This is a genomic window from Mediterraneibacter sp. ICN-202921 (assembly GCF_037890075.1).
GTDB lineage: Bacteria > Bacillota > Clostridia > Lachnospirales > Lachnospiraceae > Mediterraneibacter > Mediterraneibacter massiliensis.
Genome location: NZ_JBBKBE010000003.1, coordinates 1 through 25,124, shown reverse-complemented (window position 1 = coordinate 25,124; position 25,124 = coordinate 1). Strand labels below are relative to the sequence as shown.

At 43.5% G+C, this 25,124-nt stretch carries 20 protein-coding genes and 7 tRNA genes; 4 read left to right on the top strand and 23 right to left on the bottom strand.

What is annotated here, in order from left to right; all coding sequences use genetic code 11:
• Window positions 1-51: 51 nt before the first annotated feature.
• A complete protein-coding gene (locus tag WKT01_RS03490) occupies window positions 52-1,068 on the bottom strand; it encodes a glycosyltransferase family 2 protein (protein ID WP_059068065.1) in 1,017 nt (338 codons plus the stop codon).
• A gap of 234 nt (window positions 1,069-1,302) precedes the next feature.
• Between WKT01_RS03490 and WKT01_RS03485 the strand changes: the two genes are divergently transcribed.
• On the top strand, window positions 1,303-2,526 hold the full coding sequence (locus WKT01_RS03485; protein WP_117974056.1) for a 6-phosphofructokinase: 1,224 nt from the start codon (window positions 1,303-1,305) through the stop codon (window positions 2,524-2,526).
• 468 nt (window positions 2,527-2,994) lie between these two features.
• Here WKT01_RS03485 and WKT01_RS03480 read toward each other — a convergent pair.
• The 18 genes from WKT01_RS03480 to WKT01_RS03395 all read right to left on the bottom strand — a co-directional run bounded on the left by WKT01_RS03480 (window position 2,995) and on the right by WKT01_RS03395 (window position 14,786).
• Window positions 2,995-3,075, bottom strand: a tRNA-Leu gene (locus tag WKT01_RS03480).
• A 48-nt stretch (window positions 3,076-3,123) separates the two neighbouring features.
• Window positions 3,124-3,196, bottom strand: a tRNA-Lys gene (locus tag WKT01_RS03475).
• A 24-nt stretch (window positions 3,197-3,220) separates the two neighbouring features.
• Window positions 3,221-3,292: transfer RNA gene (locus WKT01_RS03470), tRNA-Gln, on the bottom strand.
• A 52-nt stretch (window positions 3,293-3,344) separates the two neighbouring features.
• Window positions 3,345-3,418 (bottom strand) — tRNA-His (locus WKT01_RS03465).
• A gap of 5 nt (window positions 3,419-3,423) precedes the next feature.
• Window positions 3,424-3,497: transfer RNA gene (locus tag WKT01_RS03460), tRNA-Arg, on the bottom strand.
• Between the two features lie 51 nt (window positions 3,498-3,548).
• A tRNA-Gly gene (locus WKT01_RS03455) sits at window positions 3,549-3,619 on the bottom strand.
• A gap of 7 nt (window positions 3,620-3,626) precedes the next feature.
• Window positions 3,627-3,701 (bottom strand) — tRNA-Pro (locus WKT01_RS03450).
• A 139-nt stretch (window positions 3,702-3,840) separates the two neighbouring features.
• Window positions 3,841-4,323, bottom strand: a complete 483-nt coding sequence (locus tag WKT01_RS03445; RefSeq protein WP_117974054.1) for a metallophosphoesterase family protein — start codon at window positions 4,321-4,323, stop codon at window positions 3,841-3,843.
• The gene (gene rdgB / locus WKT01_RS03440; protein ID WP_117974052.1) at window positions 4,320-4,934 is read right to left on the bottom strand and encodes an RdgB/HAM1 family non-canonical purine NTP pyrophosphatase; all 615 of its coding nucleotides are present in this window, start codon (window positions 4,932-4,934) and stop codon (window positions 4,320-4,322) included. Before rdgB ends, WKT01_RS03445 begins: the two co-directional genes overlap by 4 nt.
• An 11-nt stretch (window positions 4,935-4,945) precedes the next feature.
• Complete coding sequence (locus tag WKT01_RS03435; protein WP_117974050.1) at window positions 4,946-6,094, bottom strand: THUMP domain-containing class I SAM-dependent RNA methyltransferase; 1,149 nt, start codon at window positions 6,092-6,094, stop codon at window positions 4,946-4,948.
• Window positions 6,095-6,222: 128 nt separating this feature from the next.
• Entirely contained in the window at window positions 6,223-6,408 is a 186-nt protein-coding gene (locus WKT01_RS03430) for a hypothetical protein (protein ID WP_059068038.1), read from the bottom strand.
• A 248-nt stretch (window positions 6,409-6,656) separates the two neighbouring features.
• Complete coding sequence (locus WKT01_RS03425; protein WP_059068036.1) at window positions 6,657-7,100, bottom strand: DUF1700 domain-containing protein; 444 nt, start codon at window positions 7,098-7,100, stop codon at window positions 6,657-6,659.
• A 140-nt stretch (window positions 7,101-7,240) separates the two neighbouring features.
• Window positions 7,241-8,671 (bottom strand): beta-Ala-His dipeptidase, encoded by a 1,431-nt coding sequence (gene pepD / locus WKT01_RS03420; protein ID WP_117974048.1) that lies wholly within the window; start codon window positions 8,669-8,671, stop codon window positions 7,241-7,243.
• Between the two features lie 78 nt (window positions 8,672-8,749).
• Entirely contained in the window at window positions 8,750-10,345 is a 1,596-nt protein-coding gene (locus tag WKT01_RS03415; protein WP_117974046.1) for an OPT/YSL family transporter, read from the bottom strand.
• Window positions 10,346-10,438: 93 nt separating this feature from the next.
• Window positions 10,439-11,503: a hypothetical protein gene (locus WKT01_RS03410; protein WP_117974044.1), complete on the bottom strand. Its 1,065-nt coding sequence runs from the start codon at window positions 11,501-11,503 to the stop codon at window positions 10,439-10,441.
• A gap of 57 nt (window positions 11,504-11,560) precedes the next feature.
• A complete protein-coding gene (locus WKT01_RS03405; RefSeq protein WP_270395137.1) occupies window positions 11,561-12,628 on the bottom strand; it encodes an aminopeptidase in 1,068 nt (355 codons plus the stop codon).
• 38 nt (window positions 12,629-12,666) lie between these two features.
• Window positions 12,667-13,983 (bottom strand): purine-cytosine permease family protein, encoded by a 1,317-nt coding sequence (locus WKT01_RS03400; protein ID WP_117974042.1) that lies wholly within the window; start codon window positions 13,981-13,983, stop codon window positions 12,667-12,669.
• Between the two features lie 23 nt (window positions 13,984-14,006).
• Window positions 14,007-14,786, bottom strand: coding sequence for a carbon-nitrogen hydrolase family protein (locus WKT01_RS03395; protein WP_270395136.1), 780 nt, complete (start codon window positions 14,784-14,786; stop codon window positions 14,007-14,009).
• A gap of 160 nt (window positions 14,787-14,946) precedes the next feature.
• Here WKT01_RS03395 and WKT01_RS03390 point away from each other — a divergent pair, with 160 nt between their 5' ends.
• Complete coding sequence (locus tag WKT01_RS03390) at window positions 14,947-15,834, top strand: LysR family transcriptional regulator (RefSeq protein ID WP_340311447.1); 888 nt, start codon at window positions 14,947-14,949, stop codon at window positions 15,832-15,834.
• A gap of 23 nt (window positions 15,835-15,857) precedes the next feature.
• On the opposite strand, the gene WKT01_RS03385 is transcribed toward WKT01_RS03390, so the two are convergent.
• Both WKT01_RS03385 and WKT01_RS03380 read right to left on the bottom strand, forming a co-directional pair.
• Window positions 15,858-17,744: a PEP/pyruvate-binding domain-containing protein gene (locus tag WKT01_RS03385; protein ID WP_117974129.1), complete on the bottom strand. Its 1,887-nt coding sequence runs from the start codon at window positions 17,742-17,744 to the stop codon at window positions 15,858-15,860.
• Between the two features lie 52 nt (window positions 17,745-17,796).
• Window positions 17,797-18,747, bottom strand: a complete 951-nt coding sequence (locus WKT01_RS03380; protein ID WP_340311446.1) for a LysR family transcriptional regulator — start codon at window positions 18,745-18,747, stop codon at window positions 17,797-17,799.
• Window positions 18,748-18,887: 140 nt separating this feature from the next.
• Between WKT01_RS03380 and WKT01_RS03375 the strand changes: the two genes are divergently transcribed.
• Window positions 18,888-20,177, top strand: a complete 1,290-nt coding sequence (locus WKT01_RS03375; RefSeq protein WP_059068022.1) for an aminotransferase class I/II-fold pyridoxal phosphate-dependent enzyme — start codon at window positions 18,888-18,890, stop codon at window positions 20,175-20,177.
• Between the two features lie 3 nt (window positions 20,178-20,180).
• Window positions 20,181-21,443, top strand: coding sequence for a Glu/Leu/Phe/Val family dehydrogenase (locus WKT01_RS03370; RefSeq protein ID WP_059068020.1), 1,263 nt, complete (start codon window positions 20,181-20,183; stop codon window positions 21,441-21,443).
• A gap of 257 nt (window positions 21,444-21,700) precedes the next feature.
• Here the strand turns inward: WKT01_RS03370 and WKT01_RS03365 are convergent, their stop codons facing one another.
• Together WKT01_RS03365 and WKT01_RS03360 are read right to left on the bottom strand one after the other, a co-directional pair.
• Window positions 21,701-23,743, bottom strand: coding sequence for a hypothetical protein (locus tag WKT01_RS03365; protein WP_340311445.1), 2,043 nt, complete (start codon window positions 23,741-23,743; stop codon window positions 21,701-21,703).
• A complete protein-coding gene (locus tag WKT01_RS03360; RefSeq protein ID WP_147337195.1) occupies window positions 23,733-24,947 on the bottom strand; it encodes a hypothetical protein in 1,215 nt (404 codons plus the stop codon). Before WKT01_RS03360 ends, WKT01_RS03365 begins: the two co-directional genes overlap by 11 nt.
• Window positions 24,948-25,124 lie beyond the last annotated feature (177 nt).

Here is a 25,124-nt window from a genome sequence, read left to right as displayed (position 1 = left end):
AGTAGTATATATCATGGCTTGCATTTTATTCTTATTCTGGAATATTTTTACTTAATTAAAGCCGATCAGACGCCTGGCAACCGTGTAGGCAAGTGACGAAACCTTACGTCCCGATCTTCCCGGCAGGTTCATGGTCTGTCCCAAAATACCATACCTGATCTTAAGATATGTCTTATAATCTTTTTTCTTAAGGTAATTCCACAATTCTTTCTTTTTATCCAGGTTTTCCTGCTTTTTAGACCGAATGCACAAAATGGAGGAAACAGTCATCATAATGGCAAGATAATTGATCATATATTTTCTAAGCTTCTTGCTTGTGATCATTTTCAGTTCGTACATACCAATCATTGTTTTATTCACAAATATCTGCTGGTCTATCCTGCTTATCATCACTTTTTCATTTACAGACTGATCTTCCCGCCCAATAAAATACCGGTAAAAGTCCACATCCATATAGTACAGTGTCCGAACATGCGGAAGTGGGTAATATACATAGATATTATCTACATAAAAGGTATGTTTGGGAAGCCTGAGCTGACATAGTTTCAGCATCTCTGTGCGATATATGACGGAATGCATCAAAATGTATTGATCCAGATGGAATCTTCCGATATCGTCCCACTTAAATATCTGGTTCTGAGGCAAAACATTCTTATACCGGATTACCTTTTTATGTTCCATTCCTACTTTTTCATATACATAATTCGCAATCACCATGTCCACTTCTGTCTCAGCATCCACAAAACCTTTTATCGTTCCTAATATTTTCAGAAGAGCCTCTTTGTCCACCCAGTCATCACTGTCTACCACTTTAAAATATTTTCCTGTGGCAAACTGAAGTCCACAATTCACCGCATCTCCATGTCCGCCATTTTCTTTCGTCACTGCCCTGACGATCGTCGGATATTCCTTTTCATATTTCTTCGCAATTTCCAGAGTACCGTCTTTGGAACCGTCATCAACAATAATAATCTCTACATCTTCTCCTCCTGCGAGAATAGACTGGATCGCTTTTTCCATATAGCTCTCTGAATTATAGCAGGGGATTGCAAATGATATATATTTCATTCTTTCTCGTCCTTTCCTTGATATACGAATTTATTATAGCATTGTTTTTCCCCGATTAAAAGAAAAATACTCTCTGCTCCTACACAATAATCTTTTTTTCTTATTTTATTGTAAATTTATCCACTTTCCTATATAGTTATTACATACCCATGCGGGCATCCCGTAATGCACCTCCATTTGGGAATGCAAAAACAGTACGGTCATGCCCTGACAATCTAGACAGGAGGAGACAAAATGAAAAAAAATGTAATCGTAGGACAGTCCGGCGGCCCCACTGCCGTTATCAACGCAAGCCTCTACGGAGTCGTTTATGAAGCGCTTAACCGGGAAGATTCATTCGGTACTGTCTATGGTATGATAAATGGCATTGAAGGCTTTTTGCAGGATAAGATCATGGATATGAAACCACTGGATGCATCCGGTGAACTGGAATTGATAAAAACTACCCCCGGCTCTTATCTAGGTTCCTGCCGCTATAAGCTGCCGGAGGATTTAAATGACGCTGTATATCCTCTTCTGTTCCGGAAATTCTCCGACTATCAGATCGGCTATTTCTTCTATATCGGAGGGAATGATTCTATGGATACTGTCAGTAAGCTTTCCCGCTATGCAGAGCAGATACACAGTGATATCCGCTTTATCGGCATCCCAAAGACGATCGACAATGACCTTGTCCTGACCGATCATACTCCGGGCTTTGGAAGCGCAGCCAAGTATGTGGCGTCTACGGTCCGCGAGATCGTTACTGACGCCTCCGTATATGATAATAAAAAATCTGTTACCATCGTGGAGATCATGGGACGGCATGCCGGCTGGCTGACAGCGGCAAGTGCTCTGGCTCGCCGATACAAGGGAGACAATCCATTATTGATCTATCTTCCAGAAACCTCCTTCTCACAAGACGAATTCTTAAAACAGGCAGAACAGGCTCTTAAGACAACTCCCAACCTTGTTGTCTGCATATCAGAAGGGATCCACACGGCAGATGGTACATTCATCTGTGAATTTGCCAGCGACGTAAGTGTGGATACTTTTGGCCACAAGATGTTGACCGGTTCCGGAAAATATCTGGAAAACCTTGTCAAAGAAAAACTCGGTGTAAAAGTACGGTCAATCGAACTAAATGTATGCCAGAGATGTTCCTCTGCCATGCTCTCCGCCACAGATCTCAAAGAAGCGATCGCCTCTGGCGCCTATGGCGTGAAGTGCGCTTTAGACGGAGAAACTGGAAAGATGATCGCATTTAAACGTACGGAAGAAACTCCATATACGATCACTTACATGCCAGAAGATGTCAATATAATCTGTAATCAGGAAAAAGCCGTTCCGGCAGAATGGATCACCACAGACGGCTGTGATGTGACAGATGCATTTATCCGGTATGCCGCTCCACTTGTGCAAGGAGAAGTCACGATTCCTAAGGAAAATGGAATCCCGAAATTTGCATATCGAAGATAAGGAAGCGCATTTTATCCTTCTGTTTTATTTATCATAAAGAAAAGCCTCACTTTGGGTTTCCACCATTAGCGAGGCTGCCTTTTTGCCCGGACTTCCCCTTTACAGATCTCCATTTCAAAATCTTCCAGCTTGTCTAATATATAATCAACCGCTCTATCGCTTTTCAGCGCAAACGGCGTCCATGAGCATGATGCGCTTTTATCCGCTCGTGAATTATTTGGATATGTAATGTTTGTAGCCAAGGAAAATGGTGAAGAAATGCCTACGCCTACCCGGTTACACTTCCAGAATGGTTAAATGCAGACACATTAGAATGAAATATAAATTTTTCTCACATTTTACAAAAAGCATTATTACAAAAAATTCGTAAAAATTAAAAACCGCCCCTTTTCTGCTCCATTTTTTATTTTTTCCAAAAGAATAACCTCTGGACGCGCCGTTTCACAGCATATCTAGAGGTTTGTTCAATGCGGATAACAGGACTTGAACCTGCACGTCGTAGACACCAGATCCTAAATCTGGCGCGTCTGCCAATTCCGCCATATCCGCTTATTTGGTTTAAATTTAAAAATAGAACAAGCTCTCGCTTGTCCAGAGTGAGCGTGCGGGGATTCGAACCCCGGACAACTTGATTAAAAGTCAAGTGCTCTACCACCTGAGCTACACGCCCTCATTTTATAATTTTTTAAGTAAACTGGGCTAGCTGGATTCGAACCAGCGAATGCAGGAGTCAAAGTCCTGTGCCTTACCGCTTGGCGATAGCCCATTAAAGACTTGTGTCTGACACTGCATGCCAGCTTTTCTTATACAAGAAAAAGGGTGGGTAGTGGGACTCGAACCCACGATATCCAGAACCACAATCTGGCGCGCTAACCAACTGCACCATACCCACCATAACGAGCCTGGGGGGATTCGAACCCTCGACCTACGGCTTAGAAGGCCGTTGCTCTATCCAGCTGAGCTACAGACTCACATTATAGTATCCCCTGTTATATCAGACTCCTCACACCTTGATGTGAGAGAGCGGGTGATGGGAATCGAACCCACGTATCCAGCTTGGAAGGCTGGTGTTCTACCATTGAACTACACCCGCAAATCCATCGGGGTGACAGGATTCGAACCTGCGACCTCCTGGTCCCAAACCAGGCGCTCTAGCCAAGCTGAGCCACACCCCGATATTGTTCGCCGACACTGTCTTCCCGTGACGCAATAGTTATTATATTATAGACAAGGGCACATGTCAATAAAATTTTTCATTTTTTTTATACAATTTTCTAATTCCTTCTGGATTTACCCTTTTTCCTTGTATTTTGGCTATTCCAGATAATAATGTGTATATGCAAGATGACCGTTTTCATCCATTTCCATGATCATATAACTGCCTTTTCTTCCTTCTTGACGCGGATAGGACAAACTACCTGGGTTTAAAAGAGTAACTCCATCCCGGCACTCCAGAAATGGGCGATGCGTGTGTCCGAACATGACAATATCTGCATTCCGGGCTACGCCTTCCTCGCGAATACACTCCGTATCCAACGAAACATAATAATTATGTCCATGCGTAATGAACACTTTATATCTTCCAATATAAAATTCCTCTTCTGGAGGAAGTTCAGAAAAAAAGTCATTGTTGCCTCTGACCATATGTGTTTCACAATCGATCACTGCATTAATGTATTCTTCCCCACCTTCCACATCTCCAAGATGGATAAACATGTCCACCGCTCCTGCCTTTTCAAGTGCGCAGTCTAGATTTTTGTGTTTTCCATGTGTATCACTGACAATCAATATCCTCATCGTTCATCCTTCCCATACTTCTCTTCCAAAATCTTTCTCATCGCACGCAATGCTTTTCCCCTATGACTTAATTCGTTTTTTAACTCAGGAGACATTTCACCGGTCGTGCATCCATATTCCGGCACATAAAATATGGGATCATAGCCAAAACCATTCTCTCCCAGTATTTCATGGGCAATACGCCCTTCAATGGTTCCTCGCACAGTTTCCGCCGTCCCATCAGGAAAAACAGCTGCCACAGCACAAACAAAACGTGCTGTACGTTCTTCTTCCGGCACTCCTTCGAGCCGATCCAAGAAAATCCTGTTTTTCACATCATAAGAAGTATCCTCTCCCGCAAAGCGCGCTGAATATATTCCAGGTGCCTTATCCAGATAATCTATCTCAAGCCCGGAATCATCTGCCAGAATAATATCATTTTTCAAAATCCTAGAAACAGCCCTGGCCTTAATCTCTGCGTTTTCTTCAAAGGACATCCCATCTTCTATGATCTCGGTTTCCACCCCCGCCTCTTTCATAGAATACACAGGCATCCCCAGATCTGCCAGTATCATGCGTATCTCTTTCATCTTATTTTGATTTCCAGTAGCAAAAATTATTCTTCTCTCCATCTTCTTACCTTCTATCTCTTTTGTCTGGGAGGCTTCGGTCCCAAAAACTGATAATAATACGTCTTTATCATACCATTATATATCTTACGGTTTTTATCTGCTTTTCTCCCGAAATACCTCTCCACATCTTCATAACTTGTAATTACATATGCCGACCAACTGTCAAGCCCTGCAAACCCCTCTCCAAATTCCCGATATATCCCCGGAAGTGATCTTTTATCCTCAATCCGTTCGCCATACGGCGGATTGGTAATGATAAACCCATATTTTTTTGGATGGCTTAATTCTTTTACCGCTCTTTGCTGTAAATGTATGAGATGTGAGACTCCGGCATCCTCTGCGTTCTGCCTTGCCGCCTTTATCACTTCGCCATCGATATCGTAGCCTTGTATATCCGTTTCCACCGAATCATCGATCTGAGCATTGGCTTCATCTACTGCTTCATACCAGGCTTTTCTGTTGAGCAGGTTATCCCATTTTTCTGCAGTAAAACTACGATTCATACCGGGAGCTATATTCGCTGCGATCATAGCCGCTTCAATCGGGAAAGTACCGCTTCCGCAGAACGGGTCCACCAAGATCCGGTCTCCTTTCCACGGAGTCAAGAGAATCAACGCTGCTGCGAGAGTTTCTGCTATAGGAGCTTTAGACTGCAGCCTGCGGTATCCTCTTTTATGCAAAGAGACACCCGATGTATCGATTCCGACTGTCACAATATCTTTCATAAGAAAGACCCGGATCGGAAACGAGGATCCGGTTTCCTCAAACCATTCTTTATGGTATTTTCCTTTCAGGCGTTCTACGATTGCTTTCTTCATGATCGACTGTATATCCGAAGGGCTAAACAGCTTACTCTTTACAGATGCCGCCTTTGTGATCCAAAATTTCCCGTCCTTTGGTATGTATGCCTCCCAGGGAAGCTTTTTCGTTTCCTCAAAAAGTTCGTCATAGGCAACTGCCTGAAAGCTTCCTACCTTCAGCAAAATACGTTCCGCTGTCCGAAGAAAAATATTCGCTCTGCATAGGGCGTTTATATCCCCTAAAAATGTAACCCTGCCGTCCTCTACCTGTATAATCTCATATCCCAGATCCTGAATCTCTTTTTTTAACACAGCTTCCAGTCCAAAATGGCAGGGAGCGATCCATTCCATATTCTCCATGAACTCCTCCGTTTTAAAATTTATCTCTATCCATCTTACTATAAAAAAGAGGCATAGTAAAGTTGAACTTTCCTATGCCTCCTGTTTGACAGATTATCTGTCACTGCTTTTGCCAGCCGTGTATACCGTTAGTAGTTGTCCTTCTCATCATACGCATCCATATTTTTGCTGTTCTTATTTTTGGAAGACGTACTATTGGAATTCTTTCCGCAGTTTGATGTCTTATTCTTACTTTGTTCATTTTCATAGGATGAATAAGAGCTGTTGTTCGCATTTTTGTTTACATTATTCGTATTGCTGTAATTCTTTGCCATTGTATTTCCCTCCTGTTTATTTGGTACACTCTTATTATTAGAAGACAAAAGATTTTTTATGCAGAAAATCTATAAATAAACGATAAATTTTGACGCAGATTTTTTACAGTTTTTTTCTTTTTTTGCTTGCTTTTTCCAATTTCATATATTATACTATCTCTTGTAGAAAGGTTACTTTCTACAACCCCTTATTAATTATTTATACTCCCCTCAAAAGACCGATGGCTCCCCCATCGGTCTTTTACTTTTCAGCGTCTGCGTCGAAACGCTCTTAGCAATATGGCAACAAGAATACACGGTACTATGACTGGCAGAAAAATACGTATGAGTCCTGTTACGATCAATACAATAACCACAATACACAGTAAAATGCAAAATACCAGAAACAGTTTCTTCCACCACGTATCCAATCCCAATATATGCGTCGTATTCTTTTTCTCTTCTGATCCGGAAGTCTTCCGGCTATTTTCATATACCGTCTCTTTATCCGTTCCGTCGCTTGCGTCGATGATCGTACGTGCCAGGATCCACGGTTCTCCTAATACTGCCAAAATCTCTTCTTCGCTTTTTCCTTTTCGTATTTCTTCGTCTATATACTGTTCATAATATTCTAGATTTTCCTGCACCTGCGCACTGCTTATATTTCCCGACAGCGCCTTCCTTAGCTTCACCAAAAATTCTGTCCGTGTCATCTATACCTCCTTAGCACCGTTCTGTCCGGTCTTACCGGAACTATTCTTACTGCAACAATAAAACCTTGCACTTAGAATAGCATACTCTTTTTGCTATTCCAAGTACAAGGTTCTTACTTTTTCTATCTTTTCTACGTTCTTTATGCTTCTGCCAATTCTTTTAGAAGTTCTGTCAGCCAGTTCCACATGTTAGCGATGGATTCTTTTGACACTTTTTCTTTCGTAGAATGTACATCATATAAATTAGGACCTACTGAAATAATATCCATTCCCGGTCTCTTTCCATCCCAGTATCCACACTCTAACCCAGCATGGATCGCAGCCAATTCGGCTTTCTTACCGGAAAGTTTTTCATAAAGCGCGATCGCCGTCTCACGAAGAGGTGATTCTGCACGATACTGCCATCCCGGATAATCGCTTTCAAATATACATTCATCACAGAATTGCTCTGCAATGATCTGAATCTTATCTCTTAAGAAATATTTCTGTGATTCTACAGAACTTCTCATAGACATAAGCAGCGTCATTCTACCATCTTCCGTAGTCAAAGATCCCATACTCATAGAAGTCTCTATCAGTCCTTCGATGGCAAACGAATATCCAAACACACCATACGGCAGCAGCATAAGGCTCTTTGTGATCTCGCTCTGATATTTTTCTGTATACACCTCGGCTTCTTTTACAGGATCGCCTTCTTCAATCTCTAAGGAAATAGAATCTGTATACTGCAGTTCTGTCCGAAATACTTCCTGTGTATCGCGGATCAGTGCCTCGACAGTCTCTTTTTCATCCTTTTTTACATAGAAACTGATCTTGCCTGTATTGGCGATCGCATTTGCCTTTCCCTGCACCTCTATGTCACTGACTCTGGCTTGGGTATTTCGCAGGGCATAGCACAGTCTGCCCAAAAGCACGATTGAATTTCCCAGACCTTTTCCTATATTGATTCCAGAGTGTCCTCCAGCCAATTCTTTTACATTTACAGTTACAGGAATACTTTCTTCTTTCCAGATTTCTTTTTCCAGATTCCATATCATACGGCAGCGCAGACCTCCCGCGCAGCTTGTATAAAAAACACCTTCCTCTTCAGAATCCAGATTGATAAACCGTGTTCCTTTTAAAGAAGAAATATCCAATTTATCCGCACCGATCAGTCCCGTTTCTTCCTGTACAGTAAAGATCACTTCCAGATCTGGATGCTGTAATTGTGTGCTGTCTAAAATCGCCAGACAATATGCTACTGCTATGCCGTTATCCGCTCCAAGAGAAGTTCCTTCTGCGAAATAGTATTCTCCGTCTTCTTTGACTTCGATCCCATCTGCATAACTATGGCTGCAGCCTTCTTCTTTTACATATACCATATCCAGATGTCCCTGCAGGATCACCGGCTCTGCACCTTTTACAGTACCCGGCTTACGGATGATGATATTATTCACCTCATCCCGATAGACATCCAGATTACGTTCTTTTGCAAAAGCGACAATATAATCCGCGATTGCCGTCTCATCACCTGAGGCTCTTGGTATAGAACATACCTTTTTAAAATAAGAAATTACTTTCTCTACGTCCATGTCTTTTCCCTTCCTGTATTTTTATGTTAACCCTTTCTATGACTTTTCCTGTTCCTTCAGGCAAAAAGGACGCCTTTATTACATAAACATCTTAATCAGACTGGAGAAAAAGCCGTACAGACCATCTCCTGCGATCAAACCAGCGTCACGACAATTCATAAATTCATCTCCAATGATCTTACGGATGATGACTGCGATAACAACGCCGATTCCATAGATTGGATTGTTGATCAAAAGACCTGTTGCCAGCAGTACGCCGAACATATATTTTCTTCCGATAAACTGAATAATTGCTCCAGGGATTGCCCAGATCGCCAGTTCTTTAACTAATGCCAGGTTCGTTCCCGCTTCTGCCGCAGTAGCAAATACATAACTTGTAGCCGGGATCAGTCCGTCTTTCATCGTCATGTCCGCAAAGAACATAACCACGATGATACCGATCACTGCGCCAAGCATCTCAATATACACCTGTTGTTTTCTTCCGTATACTTCCCGGTCTTTGTTCTCGCCCTTTCCACGAAGTATCCATCCTGTTTTCAGGTCATATCCCATATCCGCAAAACATGGACCTACAGCGCTGATGTACCCTGTCATAACCGCTACTGCGATCGGGTTGAATCCCATCAGGACGCCGAGTGTCATAAAGATCGTTGTAACGGCAAATCCCGGGAACCATCCAGAATACATTGCTGCTTTTCCGATGATGACCATGGAAGCGATCGAAGAAAATGCCGTCCATGCGATCCACAGAACCATTGTAGCCGGTGACATTCCTGTGAAAATACCGCAGATGATTCCTGTGAGTACACCGCCTCCCACATGGGTAAGCAATGCGATGACCAATGTCTTTTTTGTGCTGGCTGCTGATACCGTAAGTCCTTCTTCCATTTCCATACGTTCTGCCTGCGCACGTTTTTTCTTAGAAGAACTCTGATAGATAGAATATACCGACTGCACCAATGCAACCAGTCCGGCACCTACCATGATACCCTGCGGAATATTTGTCGCGCCAATATCAAAGCCTGCTATCGGCATCGCATAGCCTCTGATTAGAAGTCCTATGCCAAGCGCAAGCATAGAAACAATATTTGCAATAAATACAATACCAACCGCGCCTACAGGAAGCTTGAAGATACTGCCCACGATACCGACTACGATTCCCTGTACAACTCTTTTCGCTTTCTCTCCGCCTTCATCTCCGGCTTCGATCACTTCTGCAGTCGCTACTCCCGGCGCCCACGCTTCTTTTGCCGGGAACAGTGGAGAATCAAAAAGTGCTCCGACTGTATAAACAGAAACAACGGTTCCGAAAATCGTTCCGATTGCCATCGGAATGATCGCCTTCGTCTCTCCCATCACGAACAAGATCGCAACAGCCACAAACGCACAGTTTGCCGCTGAAAAACCTGCTCCTGATACAATCGTCTGAATATAATTCTGACGCTCTTTACTCTTAAAGTTACTGAATATCGTCATTGGTATTCTGGCGATCAACATTGCGAATACTGCCCCCAGAATAGATGTGTTGGCAGATACGCCTACTTTTCCCATGATCTGCATACAGATGATACCTGATAAAACTGCCAGAAGAGAACCAAAAATAATTGTTACCGGCTCTGAAAATTTTATTTTTTCAAACGTCGTCTTTTCCGTATTTGTATTGTTATCCCTCATACATTCTCCTTTCTAACCATCCCATTTTCAAAAGAAGGGTACGCGTAAAAAATACGGGTACCCCTCCTTCCTTCTTCCCTCTTTGGCAGGATCTTAATATCCTGCTACACCCATTTTCTTACAGATTGCCGCAAGTTCAGGGTCTACATATTTTCCGTTTTCTTCAATTGCTTTGCCGTCCAGTATAATAGAAGGTTTAGATACTACACCGTCTGTATGAGATGCTGCTGTCCAGTAACTTCCTCTGATCATCTTGCCCTGGCTTCCGATTCCAAATTCCATACAGCCGAAGATTCTCTCGTCTTCTACGATTCTTCCTGTCGCTTTGGATACACCTGGATTAAATCCTAAGGAATAGTGCGCCAGACGGAACATATTCGGGTCATTGAAGGAATGCAGCCATGCGTCAAAGCGTTCTGCTTCTTTGCCGCCCTCTACCTTTGTCACACGACCATTTTCCAGCGTCAGCTTCACTGGTTCGGAAAGGATTCCCATATCTGTCGGCGGGAAGATCGCTGCGTCAAATACTAATGTTCCATTGATCGTCTCCTCGATCGGGCACCAGCTGATCTGTCCGCACATCATGAACGGATACCCTTTAAATGTAGCAAGCTGTCCGGAGTGACGTACTTTTCTTCCTTCATTCTTTGCTGTCAGGTATGTACCGTTTTCATCTTTGATGATGATCTCATTGCCGGCTTCCATTTTTGCCTTCAATGCTTCTCCTAATTCTACAACTCCTGCTACGTCAACTTTTCCGATACAGTTTACGATCATCGTCACATCCATACCTGTCAGGTTGATATAACGGCAGCCAAAGTCGATTGCTTTTCTCCAGGATTCACACAACATAATGGATGCATAGGAAAGCTCGATCCATACATCTGCTACTGCCACTGCATTTCCAAGTGGAGCGACCGGTTCTGCATATGCAGCATCTGATGTCGGGCAATATACCAGTACCGGATTAGCGCCTACGATATACGCTGCGTTCATGATCGCGTCCAATACTCGCTTGTCTGTGGAAGTATCTCCTGTTACTACCACGTTCTCGCCAGGCTCTACAAGCATCATTTCTTTTACGAGCTTGTAGGCTGCCTTGCTCACTTCATAAGACAAATAATCTGGTGACATTTCGATTCCAATTGGGTACTCCATAATGAAATCCTCCTTTTATATAAATTTATTTTTTTTTCTGTTTCCTCTATACTACGGTTATTGATATTCCGCAATCCCCAGTTTTCTGCAGTACTCTGCACACACCGGATCTTTATAGACGCCGTTTTCTTCAATCACTTCGCCGTCCAGGATGATCGTTGGTTTGGATACTACGCCGTCCGTATGCGCAGCCGCATCCCAGAACGCACCGTTTAAGCTGGCTCCCTGGCTTCCGATTCCAAATTCGATACAGCCAAAGATTCGTTCGTCTTCCACAATCCTTCCCGTCGCCTTGCGTACGCCCGGATTAAAACCGATAGAATAATGTGCCAGACGATACATATTCGGATCATTGAAGGAATCGATCCATTTCTTGAAAATCTGCGCCTGTGCTCCGCCGCTTATATCTGTTACTCTTCCTTCGTGGAAAGTTACTTTTACAGGATCTCTTAAAATCCCGATCTCAGCAGGCGGGAATAATGCCGCGTCAAATACGATCGTGCCTTCGATCGTCTCTTCCACCGGACACCAGCTTACCTGTCCGCCCAGCATGATCGGATAGCCTTTCTTCGTTGCTAACTGTCCGGAATGTTTTACCTTTCTTCCGCGATTATAGGCTTTTAAGTCTGTTCCATTAGCATCCCGTATGATTACCTCATCCGCTTTTTGTACTCTCTGGGTCAAGTATTCGCCAAATTCTACCACCAACGGATAATTAATCTTTCCGACTGTATTAACAAGCATGATCGTATCCATACCGCACAGACATGTATATCTCGCTCCATTCGCAATCGCTTTCTGGAAGCAAGGAGAATGCATCACACAGTAATATGCGAATTCAATCCATACATCCGCAGCCGCTACTGCATTTGCTACCGGAAGCGCCGGTTCTTCAAATGCCTTGCCTGTCGTCGGATACTTGATCAATACCGGAAATGCCCCAATTGTGTAGGCCGCCTTCATAGCAGCTTCTACCACCCGCATATCTGTCGATGTATCTGCTGTTATCACAACATTTTCTCCGGGCTTTACAAGCATCACATCCCGCACAAGCTTCATAGCTGCGCTCTGTACTTCATAGGACAGATACTCTTCTGTCATCTCGATCCCTATTGGATATTCCATAATCATCCTTCCTCTCTGTTTTTTCCTATTAATAAATCTTAAAACATGCCTTCTGTAAATTTATCCGGCGCTGCTTTTGCTTTAATTCTCATTGCAACATAATATACGATTCCTGTAACAAGCAAAGATTGAAGAGGTGGGATTCCAACACTTACTACGTAAGTTGTCACATAGCCGACTGCCGCGCCGATTACCATTGCCAATGTAGCAATAAAGTTCCAACCTGTTTTGTCTTCCCATTTTTCTTTTCTCGCAAAGAAATCTACAAACATAACACCTGCAATAGCCGGATACAGCAGCGCAGCCAGATTCAGCAAATCTGTAAAGTGATCCAAGATCCCCCACAAAGAAAGAATAATAGAGATGACTGTAGCGCCCAATGTTACCATTGCTCTTCCTTTTCCTGTCTTTACATTCAGGATATTGGAAAAAGAAAGTCCCATTGTATAGTTATTGACAAGCTGACTTGTCCAGGAAGCCAACCACAGTACAATGAAGCCCCAGATCGGGAAGCCCAAGCCCTGCATAACTGCTACGATGTCCGCCGTTCCGTTTCCTGCTGCCATAATTCCTCCGATAAACACAAGCGGAATACCAATAGCAATAATTCCCAGCGGGATCAAAATATTATCTTTCCATTTTGGTTTTGCATATCTTGTATAGTCTGCGGATATAACAAACTGTGAAACATTCATTCCCAGAAGTGTTGTAACACCTGCTGCAAAAGTCAGTTCCCCGCTTCCCTGATAGCTCATAATGTGAGACCAGCCAACATTCTTTAAAGCCAGGTAGATTCCTACAATACAAAGCAAAAGTCCACACGGTACCGCCAAATAATCTGTCCATTTCATAGAAGAATATCCGATGATCGCCGGAACCGCAAACAATGCGCCTACTATGATCGTCACGATTGCCCACGGTACTTTTTCTACCGTATAGTCGATCCCCAAGATCACGCAAAGGGCATTTCCTGTCACAGATGTCTGGATTGCCCACCATCCCATACTGATCACACCGATCACAAGGGCAATGATGAATTTTGCCTGTTTATCTCCAAACCCCTGCCTCGCGATAACAGAGGATGACAAACCCGTTTTTGCTCCCATATACCCACTGATTGTATTTCCACCCCATGTAAGGACCAGAAATGTAAATAATACGACCGGTATCATTCCTTTCAGCCCGAATGCGCCGATCAATGTCGCCCCGATCATCAGCACGGATACACTAAACTCCAAGCCGCCGAATACGACCGCCGGAGTCACCCATTTTTCTCTTTGTTCCAGCGGTATCGGAGTCATTGGCTCGTCTGCCGCAACCGCCCCCTCATTTTTCATCGGTTTTTCATCAAACATATCTCATTTTCTCCTGTTTTCTACTAAGATTTTGTATTTTCAGCTATCTGTCTATAGATTTCCGGCTGTTTCATCTTCCTCCATGGAATTCCTTCTCTTGCTTCCTCCAGCTTTCCTTTCTCAAGGATTACTTCTCCATAAGCCTCTCCTGTTGTCTGCAGACGCAAAAGCACTGTCCCGTCCGGTCCTGATACCGTTGAATTGCCACAATATTTTTCATCCCCGCATGCACGGTTTAAAGCCACTGTATAGACTTGATTTTCCGCGGCTCTCGTCCTTCCGCATCCAGAAAACAGTTCTTCCCATCCATATCCCCATGCACTCGGATAAAAAATCACATCCGCGCCTTTATCAAGCGCCAAAGGGGTAGAAATCTCCGCAAAGCCCAGATCTGCACAGATCAGCATGCCAATCTTCCAGCCTCTGAAGTCCACTGTGATTAATTCATCGCCTCTGTCAAAATAATCATTTTCCGTAGCCCACAGATGAATCTTCTTATATTCCCCTACCAGTTCTCCTGTCTCATCCCAAAGACAGACTGCATCGTAGCATTTCCCTTCATGGACAGACTGTACACCTGCAAGGATCGGCTGCGCATACCGTGCCGCCAAACCAGATACATATGCCCTTTCGTCCAACAGCTTTCCTTTTTCAAACTTGTATCCGCTGATGCATAACTCCGGGAAACACAGTAGATCAAGGTCTTTCCCCGAATACTTTTTTACCTCATGTTCAAAATGTGCACAATTCCCTTCTACATCGCCCTCTATTGCAGCAAATTGCACAATCCCTAATTTCAGCATTTTTCCTTCTTTCCGCAATTTCCACAAATAAACTGCTGTAAAACCCTTTACATTTTCCTTGATTATACCAAAAGATTCATCTAAAATGAAATCGTATTATTTTATACCCTGATAAGTACGATTTATAACGTCGATATAGCAAGGAAAGGACGGTTCTTTTATGTTGGATTTAAAACTAGCAACATTTCTAACCCTCTGTGAGACAAGGAATTATACACAGACCGGCAGCCAATTAAATATCACACAGCCGGCGGTATCCCAGCACATCAAATATCTGGAAAAATATTATGACGCCAAACTTTTTTATTATGATGAAAAGCGACGTCTCCATCTTACGGAAAAAGGAAAACTTCTCCGTTCCTTTGCTCAGACTATTCGTTCGGATTCCGCTCTGATCCTGGAGAAAATGATGGCGCCTCCCGAAAAAGACAACGAACTGAAACTCGGCACCGTGACAACTGCCGGCGAGTCTCTCGTTCCGCATATGATCGCGCAATACTTAAAAAAATATCCGGACATGAAGGTCAGCCTGTATTTGGGCGAAGCCGACACACTCCTCACATGGCTCCAGGAAGGACGTGTCCAATGCTGTCTAACAGATGCCTACTGCCCTTCCTCTACCTATGAGAGTGAAGAGTTATTTGAAGTGGAAACGATCTGTGTCTGTTCCCCGCAGCATCCTCTTGCCGGACAAACGGTGGATTTTCAGGATTTGAACGCTTATCGTCTCATATTCCGTGAGAATGATACAAACTCTCATCGAAATCTGATGCATATCCTTCAGGCACACAATCAGGAATTGGGAAATTTTCAGTCTTATATAGAGATCGGAACGATCAATGCCGTCAAAAAACTAGTCATGGAAAATATGGGAATTTCTTTTATCTATCGTTTTGTCGTACAGGAAAATTTAGATAACGGAACCCTAAAACAAATTTATATCCGGAATTTTTCTTCCCGCAATACTTTTAGTTTTGCATGGATGAAGAACAGTTTTTTTACCGCCGGCAGTCTGAAATTTTTGGAAATATGCAAGACCGTCGTATGACAAAAGCTAAACTTTTTGCCTTTTTACGGACAACAGTTTCCTTCTTTCTTGTGGAGAAGGCAGACCGCTCTGCCTTCTCTGGCATCTAAAATAAGTCTAGCGTCCCGGTCTGAGATATCATAGATCTTTACGATCTCGGAAAGTTCTGTCTCATCAGGGAAAAGATCCAGCAGGATTTCTTTGCATGTTTTCAGTAATTCTGGACGGTATATCTTTGTCCTACTGTTTTCGTTGATTGCTCCATAGTATACGTCTGCCTCTACCAGATCCTGAAACATATGGCTCCCATACGACAGTTCCGGTCTGTATCCTGCTTTGCTGTAGGCTACTTCGCAGATCGCGGCAAACTGACTGATATCCGCATAGACGACGGGTACCCCCAGTTCCGGTGATGAGGTTCCTATCCTTCCCGGCACCAACAGCATTAGTTTTTTGTCTTCTTCCTCGTAATACTGGTTGATCCTGCCTATCAGCCGTCCTATATCCGGCTTCTTCACATACGGACATTCATAATATTTCTGTGGATCCACCCAAACAATCCGATCCAATCGTTCTTTCTTTGAGCGGCGCATGGAAGTGCGCCTCACATCAAATAAAAATTCTTCTTCCCATTCTTCCGGTATCTCTATCTGTTCAGACGCAGATGTCTGCAGCGGTCTGCACTGCAAAAGATTTACCCTCCACACTTCTTTTTGTGGACTGGACAAAGCAAATTCGACATCTACCGGACGTTCATATTCTTTTTCCAGCATTTTAAGCATTTTTCGCATCATGCGTATAAACTCAGTGTTATCTACGATTCCCTGACAATCTGAAAAATAAATTTTTCGATAACGTCCTCTCTGCGCCAGAAGATATTCCGCCTCTGTATCATGGCTTAGGATCATCTTCTTCTGCCATGAAGGAAGCAGTTCTATGATCTTATCTAAAGAAACCGTATTCTGCTTTCCCTGCTCCAGATCTAATACATCTACTTGCCTTTGGGAGAATTTATGACGTTCTGCGATCGTGGTACGCATGTTCGCCTGTGCTCTGTCGAGTCCTATCAGTCTTGGATAATCTCCCGGTGTACGCTCTACCGCTCTTGTGCCAAGCCCTGCTACGAGGCGCAGCATTCCGGCATCCGGATTTAAATGTTCCATCCATTTGTAGGGATTATAAGAGCACCCCATCCCTGCCGCTACAGGCATATACAATTTTTCATACCTCTGTCCTTCTACCTTCTGTACTAAAAGGGCCATCTGTTCATCCGCCCCCAAAAGCTTTCTCTTTCTTCTGTATTCCAGCGCCGACGGATTCATCGTACTGGCATATACCTTCCGCACCGCCTCTTCCAGTTCATACAGCCGTTCTTCCTCCGTTCCCTGACTCATACAAAAAACCGATTCATATTTACCTGAAAACGCATTGCCATATCCATCTTCCAAAAAACTGCTGGAGCGTACAATGATCGGTGTTTTATCATAATATCTGATAATCTTGCGAAATCCTTCTTTGATTTTCTCTGAAAAGCCGCCGTTTCTAAGACGTTCTTTTAATACTTCGCTGTCTTTGAAGCGTTCTTTTTCTCTTCTCTGCTTTTCCCGCAGTTCGATACAGTCATTGTCTTTCACATAACCATAGAACACATCCGAACCGATAAAATACGAATCGTGGGGCTCTAGAAAGGGCATATATTCCGGCAGAATATTTTCGATCAGCTTCCTCGCCGTCAGAAGTCCACAGGCCTTTCCGCCGATCAATCCGTCTCCTATTCTGCGCTTTGCTATTTTTTGAAAATCTTTTTCCGTAAAATTCTTTAAGATCAGTCTCTCCATCCTCGCTTCTGTAGTCAGCATTTCATGGCATATTTCCCGCCTTTCTTCCTCTGTCAGTTTTTCATCTGTCCATAATTTTTCCCATGCAGTCATCTCTTCCTCCTCTTTTCTGCGCCATTTCATGACATACTCTTCATTCCTGTTCTCATTGCAGCTCGATCTCTGGTATCGCAAACTTGATAAATTCCGACATACTCCGTGTCAGGTATTTGTTTTTCCGGTAATACAAATACACTTCCCTCACCGTTTTCGGGTCATCTATTTTATAAAACACAACGCCTGCATCGGCCGGCAGACTCTTAACCACTGTATCACTGACAAAAGACGCACCCATACCGTATTCTGTCAGATGATACGTAGTAAGGAGCTGATTGAGTTTCAGAGAATATTTGGGCTGCATTCCCGCTCTGCGGCAGATTGCCTCAACCCGTTCCCGCGTATCATTGTGAGAACGAAGCACGACAAACGGAACCTCTTTAAAATTCTGCAGGGGAACTCCCGGAAAGATGGGATCCAGATGCAGATCGTTTCGTATATCCTCTGCTGTCATCTGGTATTTTCTCACCTTTTTGTTGCTCTCAAACGCGGCAGGCACTGCTAAGATAAGATGTTCTTCCATAAAAATCTTCTTTTCATAGATTTTTTCATCCAATATGTAGTTATCGATCAGTATATCCAATTCTCCCGCGAATATTTTTTCTTCCAGAAGCGGCGTATCTCCCTCAAACAAACTGATTTTCACGTGAGGATAGGTATCTCCAAACTTCTTGATGATCGGGGGGATGATAAATGCAGAAAACAAATATGTCCCGCCCACCGACAAGTGCCCTGTCTTCAATTCAGAAAGATTCCCTACATAATAGGCAAATTCATCTTCCAGATCCATAATCTTTTCTGCTGTCTTGATATATTTCTTCCCACATTCTGTCAGCTGGACAGGAGTCATACTGCGATCGAACAACGGCATCCCTATCTTCGTCTCAATTTTTTTGATCATAGCGCTCAATGCCGGCTGAGATATGTATAATTTTTCAGCTGCTTTTGAAAAACTTCTTTCTTTATACACCTCATATACGTAATTCATTCCGCCAAACATAAGGACTTCCTCCTCATTATAAGTATTTGGTTATATTTAACATATAAATATAAATATTTGCTTCTATTTTAGAGCTTTTTTATAATAAAAGCAAGAAAAAACGAAATAGATATTTTCGGAATATTTCAAAGGAGGATCTTATGAAAAAATTTACAGAGGCTTCTACTACAGAATTAAAAACTATGCTTCGTGAACTCAAGAAACAATATGATGCCTTCTGTGCCCAAAACCTGGAGTTAAACATGGCACGCGGAAAACCGGCGCCTTCACAGCTCGATCTGAGCGCTCCTCTGTTAGGAGCCATGGACACCTATACATTAGAGGACGGAACAGACGCGCGCAATTATGGTATTCTGGACGGCATTCCAGAATGCCGCCGGCTTTTAGGCGAGACACTGGGAATCGCTCCCGAACAGATCATCATAGGAGGAAATTCCAGCCTAAATGTCATGTTTGACACACTTTCTTTCCTCTGCATGTTTGGGACACAAGGAGAAAAGCCCTGGCTCTTCCACAAATTTGCCGGGCATCCGGTTAAATTTCTCTGTCCGGTACCCGGGTATGACAGACATTTTAAAATCTGTGAAGAACTGGGAATTGAGATGCTCCCTGTTCCGCTGCTTGAAGACGGACCTGATATGGATGTAGTCAAAGAACTTGTCGGCAGTGATCCTTACATTAAAGGAATCTGGTGCGTACCTCTACATTCCAATCCACAGGGTATCTGCTACAGTGACCGTGTCGTAGAAGAACTGGCTTCTATGAAAACTGCCGCAGAAGATTTTCGTATCTTCTGGGATAACGCTTATGGGATCCATCATATTTATGAGGAAGTACCATTAAAAAATATCCTGGATGAATGTAGCCGCGTCGGCAATCCAAACCGTGCGTATTACTTCTTCTCTACTTCTAAGATCAGTTTCCCAGGAGCCGGCATCGCTTTGACCGCTTCCAGTCCGGATAATATAAAAGAACTCAAGAAGCATATGTCTGCACAAACAATCGGTCACGATAAATTAAACCAGCTGCGGCATGTACAATTTTTTAAAACTCCGGAAAACTTGAAGGCTCATATGAAACTTCTCGCCAAACAGCTTCGGCCTAAATTCGACGCTGTACTAGATAAACTGGAAACAAACCTAGCAGAAAGCGGACTTGCCACATGGAGTCATCCAAAAGGAGGCTATTTTGTCTCACTGGATACGATCCCGGGCTGCGCGAAACGTACCGTTGAGCTTGCCAAGACGGCCGGCGTGATCATGACGGGAGCCGGAGCCACCTATCCTTACGGAAAGGATCCCAAAGACAGCAATATCCGTATTGCTCCTACCTATCCCACTCTTGGCGAATTGGAACAGGCAATGGATATTTTCACTGTATGTGTACAAATTGCAGGAATCGAAAAATTATTAAATGATAAAGGAGAATAAATCATGGCAAATACATATAATCCTTATGATAACGTATTGAAAACAGTAAAAGACGCAGCAGATATCCTTGGCTATTCAGACAGTGATATAGAAGCCATCAAATATCCGGAGCGTGAACTCAAAGTTGCTATTCCCGTATGTATGGACGACGGAACTACACGTGTATTTGAAGGCTACCGCATCCAACATTCCACTTCCAGAGGTCCCGCAAAAGGCGGAATTCGTTTTCATCCGGCAGTCAATGAAAACGAGGTAAAAGCACTTGCCGCATGGATGACTTTCAAATGCGCAGTCGTGAACATTCCTTACGGCGGCGGCAAGGGCGGCGTTGTCTGTGATCCGACAAAATTATCCGAACGCGAGCTTCGCGCGATCACACGCCGTTTTACAGCTGCCATCGCTCCATTGATCGGACCAGAACAGGATATCCCAGCTCCGGACGTAGGAAGCAATGCCACTGTTATGGGATGGATGATGGATACGTACAGTATGCTCAAAGGACATTGTGTACACGGCGTCGTAACGGGCAAACCGATCGAACTGGGCGGCGCTCTCGGAAGAAATGAAGCGACCGGACGCGGTGTTATGTTCACAACCAAAAATATCCTGCATAAATTAAATGTCCCTGTTGAAGGCACATCTGTGGCTGTACAGGGTATGGGAAATGTCGGCAGCATCACAGCGAAACTGCTTGACAAAGAAGGAATGAAAGTCGTTGCTGTCAGTGATGTATCCGGCGGCATCTATAATAAAGACGGATTAAATATTCCGGCGATCATCGACTATCTGTCCAAAGACAGGAAAAATCTGCTTTCCGGATATGAAGAACCAGGCATGACAAGAATCAGCAATGAGGAACTTTTGGAACTGGATGTCAAAGTATTAGTTCCTGCAGCTTTAGAAAACCAGATCAACGCTTCGAATGCCGATCGTATCAGAGCGGAGATCATCGTTGAAGCAGCAAATGGACCGATCGCCTCTGATGCAGATGACACCCTGAACAAAAAAGGTATCACTGTAGTTCCTGATATCCTTGCCAACGCAGGCGGTGTCGTTGTTTCCTATTTTGAATGGGTACAAAACATCCAGTCTGTAAGCTGGACGGAAGCTGAAGTAAATGAAAAACTCAAAAATATTATGGATCCGGCATTTGAAGCTGTCTGGGACATTGCACAGAACAAGAATACTACTTTACGTACCGGTGCTTATCTGATCGCAGTTAAGCGGGTCGTAGAAGCAAAAAAAGCAAGAGCTATCTGGCCATAAATCCCCTAATGAACGTGAGACTGCTTCGGCAGTCTCACGTTCATATTTTGTTCATTTATCTTTTAAAAAACATTCACTTTCTCATCATTGTTTCTTCATCTATATTTCCTATACTATAGATATCAATTAAGAAACAATTACGATTGACGCTATCAAGTATGAATCATACTATTTTGAATAAACTTTTTCATAATACATGCCAGGGGCTGATGACCAGCCGCCTGGCATCCTCCCTTTTATGGGGGTTCTTATCCCCTTTATTCCTTAGGATCTTTTCTGTGCCAGCCTCTATGTATTCTCCCAACAATTATCAGCACGCTTCCCAGCAAAAGAATCCCCAAGCCCCACAGAACATGAAGGCTGTCATTCACATCTTTTTCCTTTCTTCGCCCACTGTCCTTCTCCTCTCTGAACAGATTTCTCACCGGCTCTGCCATACGTTCTGCCGCCGTCATCTGTTGTTGCACGGTAAAGGTCATCTCGCTCTTACTTCTGTTACCTGCCAAGTCTTCTGCCTCTGCCGTGATCTGATACTGTCCGGCTGCAGAAAACTCATATTGTATGATCTGACTGCCAGGGCCGATCTTCTGCTGTTCATCATTGATCTCGATCTTTCGCAGCCATTCCCCTTCTTTGTCTACCCAGACAGAAAGAACCGCTTTTTCTTTATATATCTTCCCATTTTCCACACCTTTCCATCGAATATCCGGCGCTGTATGATCGATTATAAATACAGCATATGCATTTGATACATTGCCCGCCTTGTCTTCTGCTGTCACCTGCAAAATCTTCACCCCCTCCTCTGTTATCCTCTCTCCCGCAAGATAGGGCATGCCATCCATATATATATGATAGGTATAGTCTGTAAAATCCTGTATCAATTCCTCTTTTCCATAATTCCATTCAAAATACGGAATATATATCCCATTGAGCTGACTGACATATCGTATGACCGGGCTCGTTTTGTCCAAAATGAAATGATATTCCTCTGTATGCATATGCCCTGCCTGATCTTCCGCTGTCACCACACATCGATACTCCCCTTCTTCTGTCAATGTATATCCGATCTCCCTTGCCTGTTCCGTCTCTTTATAAACCACCGGTGTTCCTCCGGCCTCTGTATATACTTCTCCTTCCGGACTTGTCCTGCTGATCTCTATATGAAAATCTTCTACTATATTTTCATCTTCTATATAGATCCTGACCGTCTGTGCCTGTGCTGTGATCATATCTTCATAGAGCCCTTCTGCCCTGATCAAAGGCGTTTGTCCGTCTATGTATATCTCTCTGCTTTGCACCGCTGTGTTTCCTGCATGATCCGCTGCTTCTATCACAATCTGAACCGGCTCCTTTGAAAACGACCTTTCTTCTGCTCGCAGAAGTATATGCTCCTGCTTAATATTGTCTTCCCGATTATACGACTTTTCCCATACGCCGTTTCCATTGACAAAACAGCAGACTTCTTTGAGCCCTGCACATTTTTCCATTTCGCTGACCATTTCCCATATATCCACAATAATATCCACTCCATCTGTATACCATCCACTTTCTGTCTCCGGCATGCTTATGGAAATCTCCGGTTCCTCGGCCTCGCACAAAATTTCTTCTGTACTACAGTCTATACTCTTGTTTCCTGCTTTATCTACCGCATATACATGCAGCTTTCCATAGAACGGCGGTGAGACGACTATGCTTCCCTTCTTTTCCTCTATACATCCAAACTCTGTCTCCTCCTGCATAAAAACAATCTTCTCGATCCCGGATACTTGATCTGCGCTGCTCGCTGCAATCTCCAACTCTGTATTTGTACAGAACATATACTCACTTACAGTCGGATAGGAGATTTCCGGTACCACAGGAGCTATTCTGTCTACTCTCACGCTCCGTTCTTCTTTGTAGATTTCTTCTTCGGCATCTGTCATCCACACCCGGATCGTATGTTCCCCTTCCTCCCAGAAGTCTTCCGGCACGGTGTATTCTATCACCTCTCCCCACTTTAATTCTCCGTCTATCTGTTTGCCCGACTCAGACTTGATCTCATATCGCGTGACCGTATTCTCATCCGTATGGATGATCTGCACCTTTGGCGCCGACCGGTACCATCCATTTGCCCCGTCCGGTGAAGAGCAAAGGATCTGTGGTTTTTCACAGTTTTCTTCTGTGTCCTCCATTTCTTCCTTCTCTTTTCCGTGCGTTTCTTCCTTAACAGGAGAAAGACCCATGCACAGCCAAACTGCCACTGCTGCGCAGATAACATGGATAACATATATACAAATGCGCTGTACTTTTTTATTCCTCATTGTGCTCTTTTCCTCCTTCTTTTTCATACTCCCTGATCAACGCCTCGATCTCTTCGGAATCTTCCAATTTCTTAAGCAATTCTTCACCTGTCAGTATCGCCTGCGCATACTGTCCCGCCCCTGCTTCCAACTTCATCTTCTTTATGCCTGCCATCTCCACACGCTCCGGCTGTTCTTCTATTTCACACAGCCTTGCATAAGCCCCTGCCGCTTCCAATAACATTTCTTCTCGCTCATACGCAGCGGCTAAACACCGCAATATCTCTGCTTCCAATTCCTTTCCTTTTACGATCACCTCTTGGTTTTCCGCAGAGGTATTTAACAAAAGTCCTTCCTTCAATGACGCGACGATCTGTTCAGTCTCATCCGTTGACAGGCTTTCTTCCCCTTCTTTTATTTTGTCTTCCTGCCCTTCCTCGCGCATACTGTCCATCTGTGTTTCATCCTTCTTCTTTTCCGCTCTCTGCTGAGCCGTACCGCTTTCTTGCATATGTTCCGACACATCTTCCTGTATGTCTTTCTGCACAGCTTCCTCTTTTTTAGTTCCTTCGTCTTTTCCGGATATAAACAAAACACTTCCTATGCATAATGCCGCAAAACTCCCTATAAAAACAATGTATCTGTACCTTACGCCCTTTTTATTCCTTTTTTCCTTTACTTGAGGCAAAGCCTTTTGCAGCTGTGCAAAACTCTCATAATTTCTCACCGATTCTCCCAAACATCTTTGTATCACCCGCCTGAGCAAATGTTCTTCTCGTCTTCCCAACGCAGGATACACCTCTGCATAGGACAGAATAAACTGCATGATCTTCCCCATGCAGAACAGATCGATCTGAACTGCCGTATCTGTCTTCCGTTCAAATATCGGCCTTACAAAATGACTGCTCACTGTCCTTTTCTGCATATTTTTAAGCGCCTCTTCATTCTCTGGTGACTCCAGATCCAGAAGAAATACATTTCCATCCATCACTAATACACTGTATGGATTCAGATATCGGTAGCAGCGCCCTTTTTTACAGCACTGATACTGCTCCAACAAATGTCCCAGCTGTCTGAACCATCTGAAAAGACAATCTTTCTCCACTCTTGGATATTCTTTCAGATAGTCGATCAGCAAAAAACCCTGTACACAATCCAGACTCTGCCTGCACTGTGTGCCATACTCAATAAACCGAAATACCTCATATGTCTGCTCTTTGCTCAATACATTTTCCCGCCGCAACGTTTACAAACAATCTTTTTTTCATTTTCCTCTTTGAAATTTTATCAGACCCGATATTGAAAATACTTTACATGAAATAGAAATAATAGAAAGTACTTGTATCATACTTTAAGAAAAGTAAAAATGCAAGTACTTTTTTATGAATACTATAGTTTTAAT

What these genes read in the sequence shown, in the direction of transcription:
- WKT01_RS03490 (WP_059068065.1), bottom strand. Translation starts at nt 1,068, where the DNA reads ATGAAATATATATCATTTGCAATCCCCTGCTATAATTCAGAGAGCTAT.
- WKT01_RS03485 (WP_117974056.1), top strand. Translation starts at nt 1,303, where the DNA reads ATGAAAAAAAATGTAATCGTAGGACAGTCCGGCGGCCCCACTGCCGTT.
- WKT01_RS03445 (WP_117974054.1), bottom strand. Translation starts at nt 4,323, where the DNA reads ATGAGGATATTGATTGTCAGTGATACACATGGAAAACACAAAAATCTA.
- rdgB (WP_117974052.1), bottom strand. Translation starts at nt 4,934, where the DNA reads ATGGAGAGAAGAATAATTTTTGCTACTGGAAATCAAAATAAGATGAAA.
- WKT01_RS03435 (WP_117974050.1), bottom strand. Translation starts at nt 6,094, where the DNA reads ATGGAGAATATGGAATGGATCGCTCCCTGCCATTTTGGACTGGAAGCT.
- WKT01_RS03430 (WP_059068038.1), bottom strand. Translation starts at nt 6,408, where the DNA reads ATGGCAAAGAATTACAGCAATACGAATAATGTAAACAAAAATGCGAAC.
- WKT01_RS03425 (WP_059068036.1), bottom strand. Translation starts at nt 7,100, where the DNA reads ATGACACGGACAGAATTTTTGGTGAAGCTAAGGAAGGCGCTGTCGGGA.
- pepD (WP_117974048.1), bottom strand. Translation starts at nt 8,671, where the DNA reads ATGGACGTAGAGAAAGTAATTTCTTATTTTAAAAAGGTATGTTCTATA.
- WKT01_RS03415 (WP_117974046.1), bottom strand. Translation starts at nt 10,345, where the DNA reads ATGAGGGATAACAATACAAATACGGAAAAGACGACGTTTGAAAAAATA.
- WKT01_RS03410 (WP_117974044.1), bottom strand. Translation starts at nt 11,503, where the DNA reads ATGGAGTACCCAATTGGAATCGAAATGTCACCAGATTATTTGTCTTAT.
- WKT01_RS03405 (WP_270395137.1), bottom strand. Translation starts at nt 12,628, where the DNA reads ATGGAATATCCAATAGGGATCGAGATGACAGAAGAGTATCTGTCCTAT.
- WKT01_RS03400 (WP_117974042.1), bottom strand. Translation starts at nt 13,983, where the DNA reads ATGTTTGATGAAAAACCGATGAAAAATGAGGGGGCGGTTGCGGCAGAC.
- WKT01_RS03395 (WP_270395136.1), bottom strand. Translation starts at nt 14,786, where the DNA reads ATGCTGAAATTAGGGATTGTGCAATTTGCTGCAATAGAGGGCGATGTA.
- WKT01_RS03390 (WP_340311447.1), top strand. Translation starts at nt 14,947, where the DNA reads ATGTTGGATTTAAAACTAGCAACATTTCTAACCCTCTGTGAGACAAGG.
- WKT01_RS03385 (WP_117974129.1), bottom strand. Translation starts at nt 17,744, where the DNA reads ATGACTGCATGGGAAAAATTATGGACAGATGAAAAACTGACAGAGGAA.
- WKT01_RS03380 (WP_340311446.1), bottom strand. Translation starts at nt 18,747, where the DNA reads ATGTTTGGCGGAATGAATTACGTATATGAGGTGTATAAAGAAAGAAGT.
- WKT01_RS03375 (WP_059068022.1), top strand. Translation starts at nt 18,888, where the DNA reads ATGAAAAAATTTACAGAGGCTTCTACTACAGAATTAAAAACTATGCTT.
- WKT01_RS03370 (WP_059068020.1), top strand. Translation starts at nt 20,181, where the DNA reads ATGGCAAATACATATAATCCTTATGATAACGTATTGAAAACAGTAAAA.
- WKT01_RS03365 (WP_340311445.1), bottom strand. Translation starts at nt 23,743, where the DNA reads ATGAGGAATAAAAAAGTACAGCGCATTTGTATATATGTTATCCATGTT.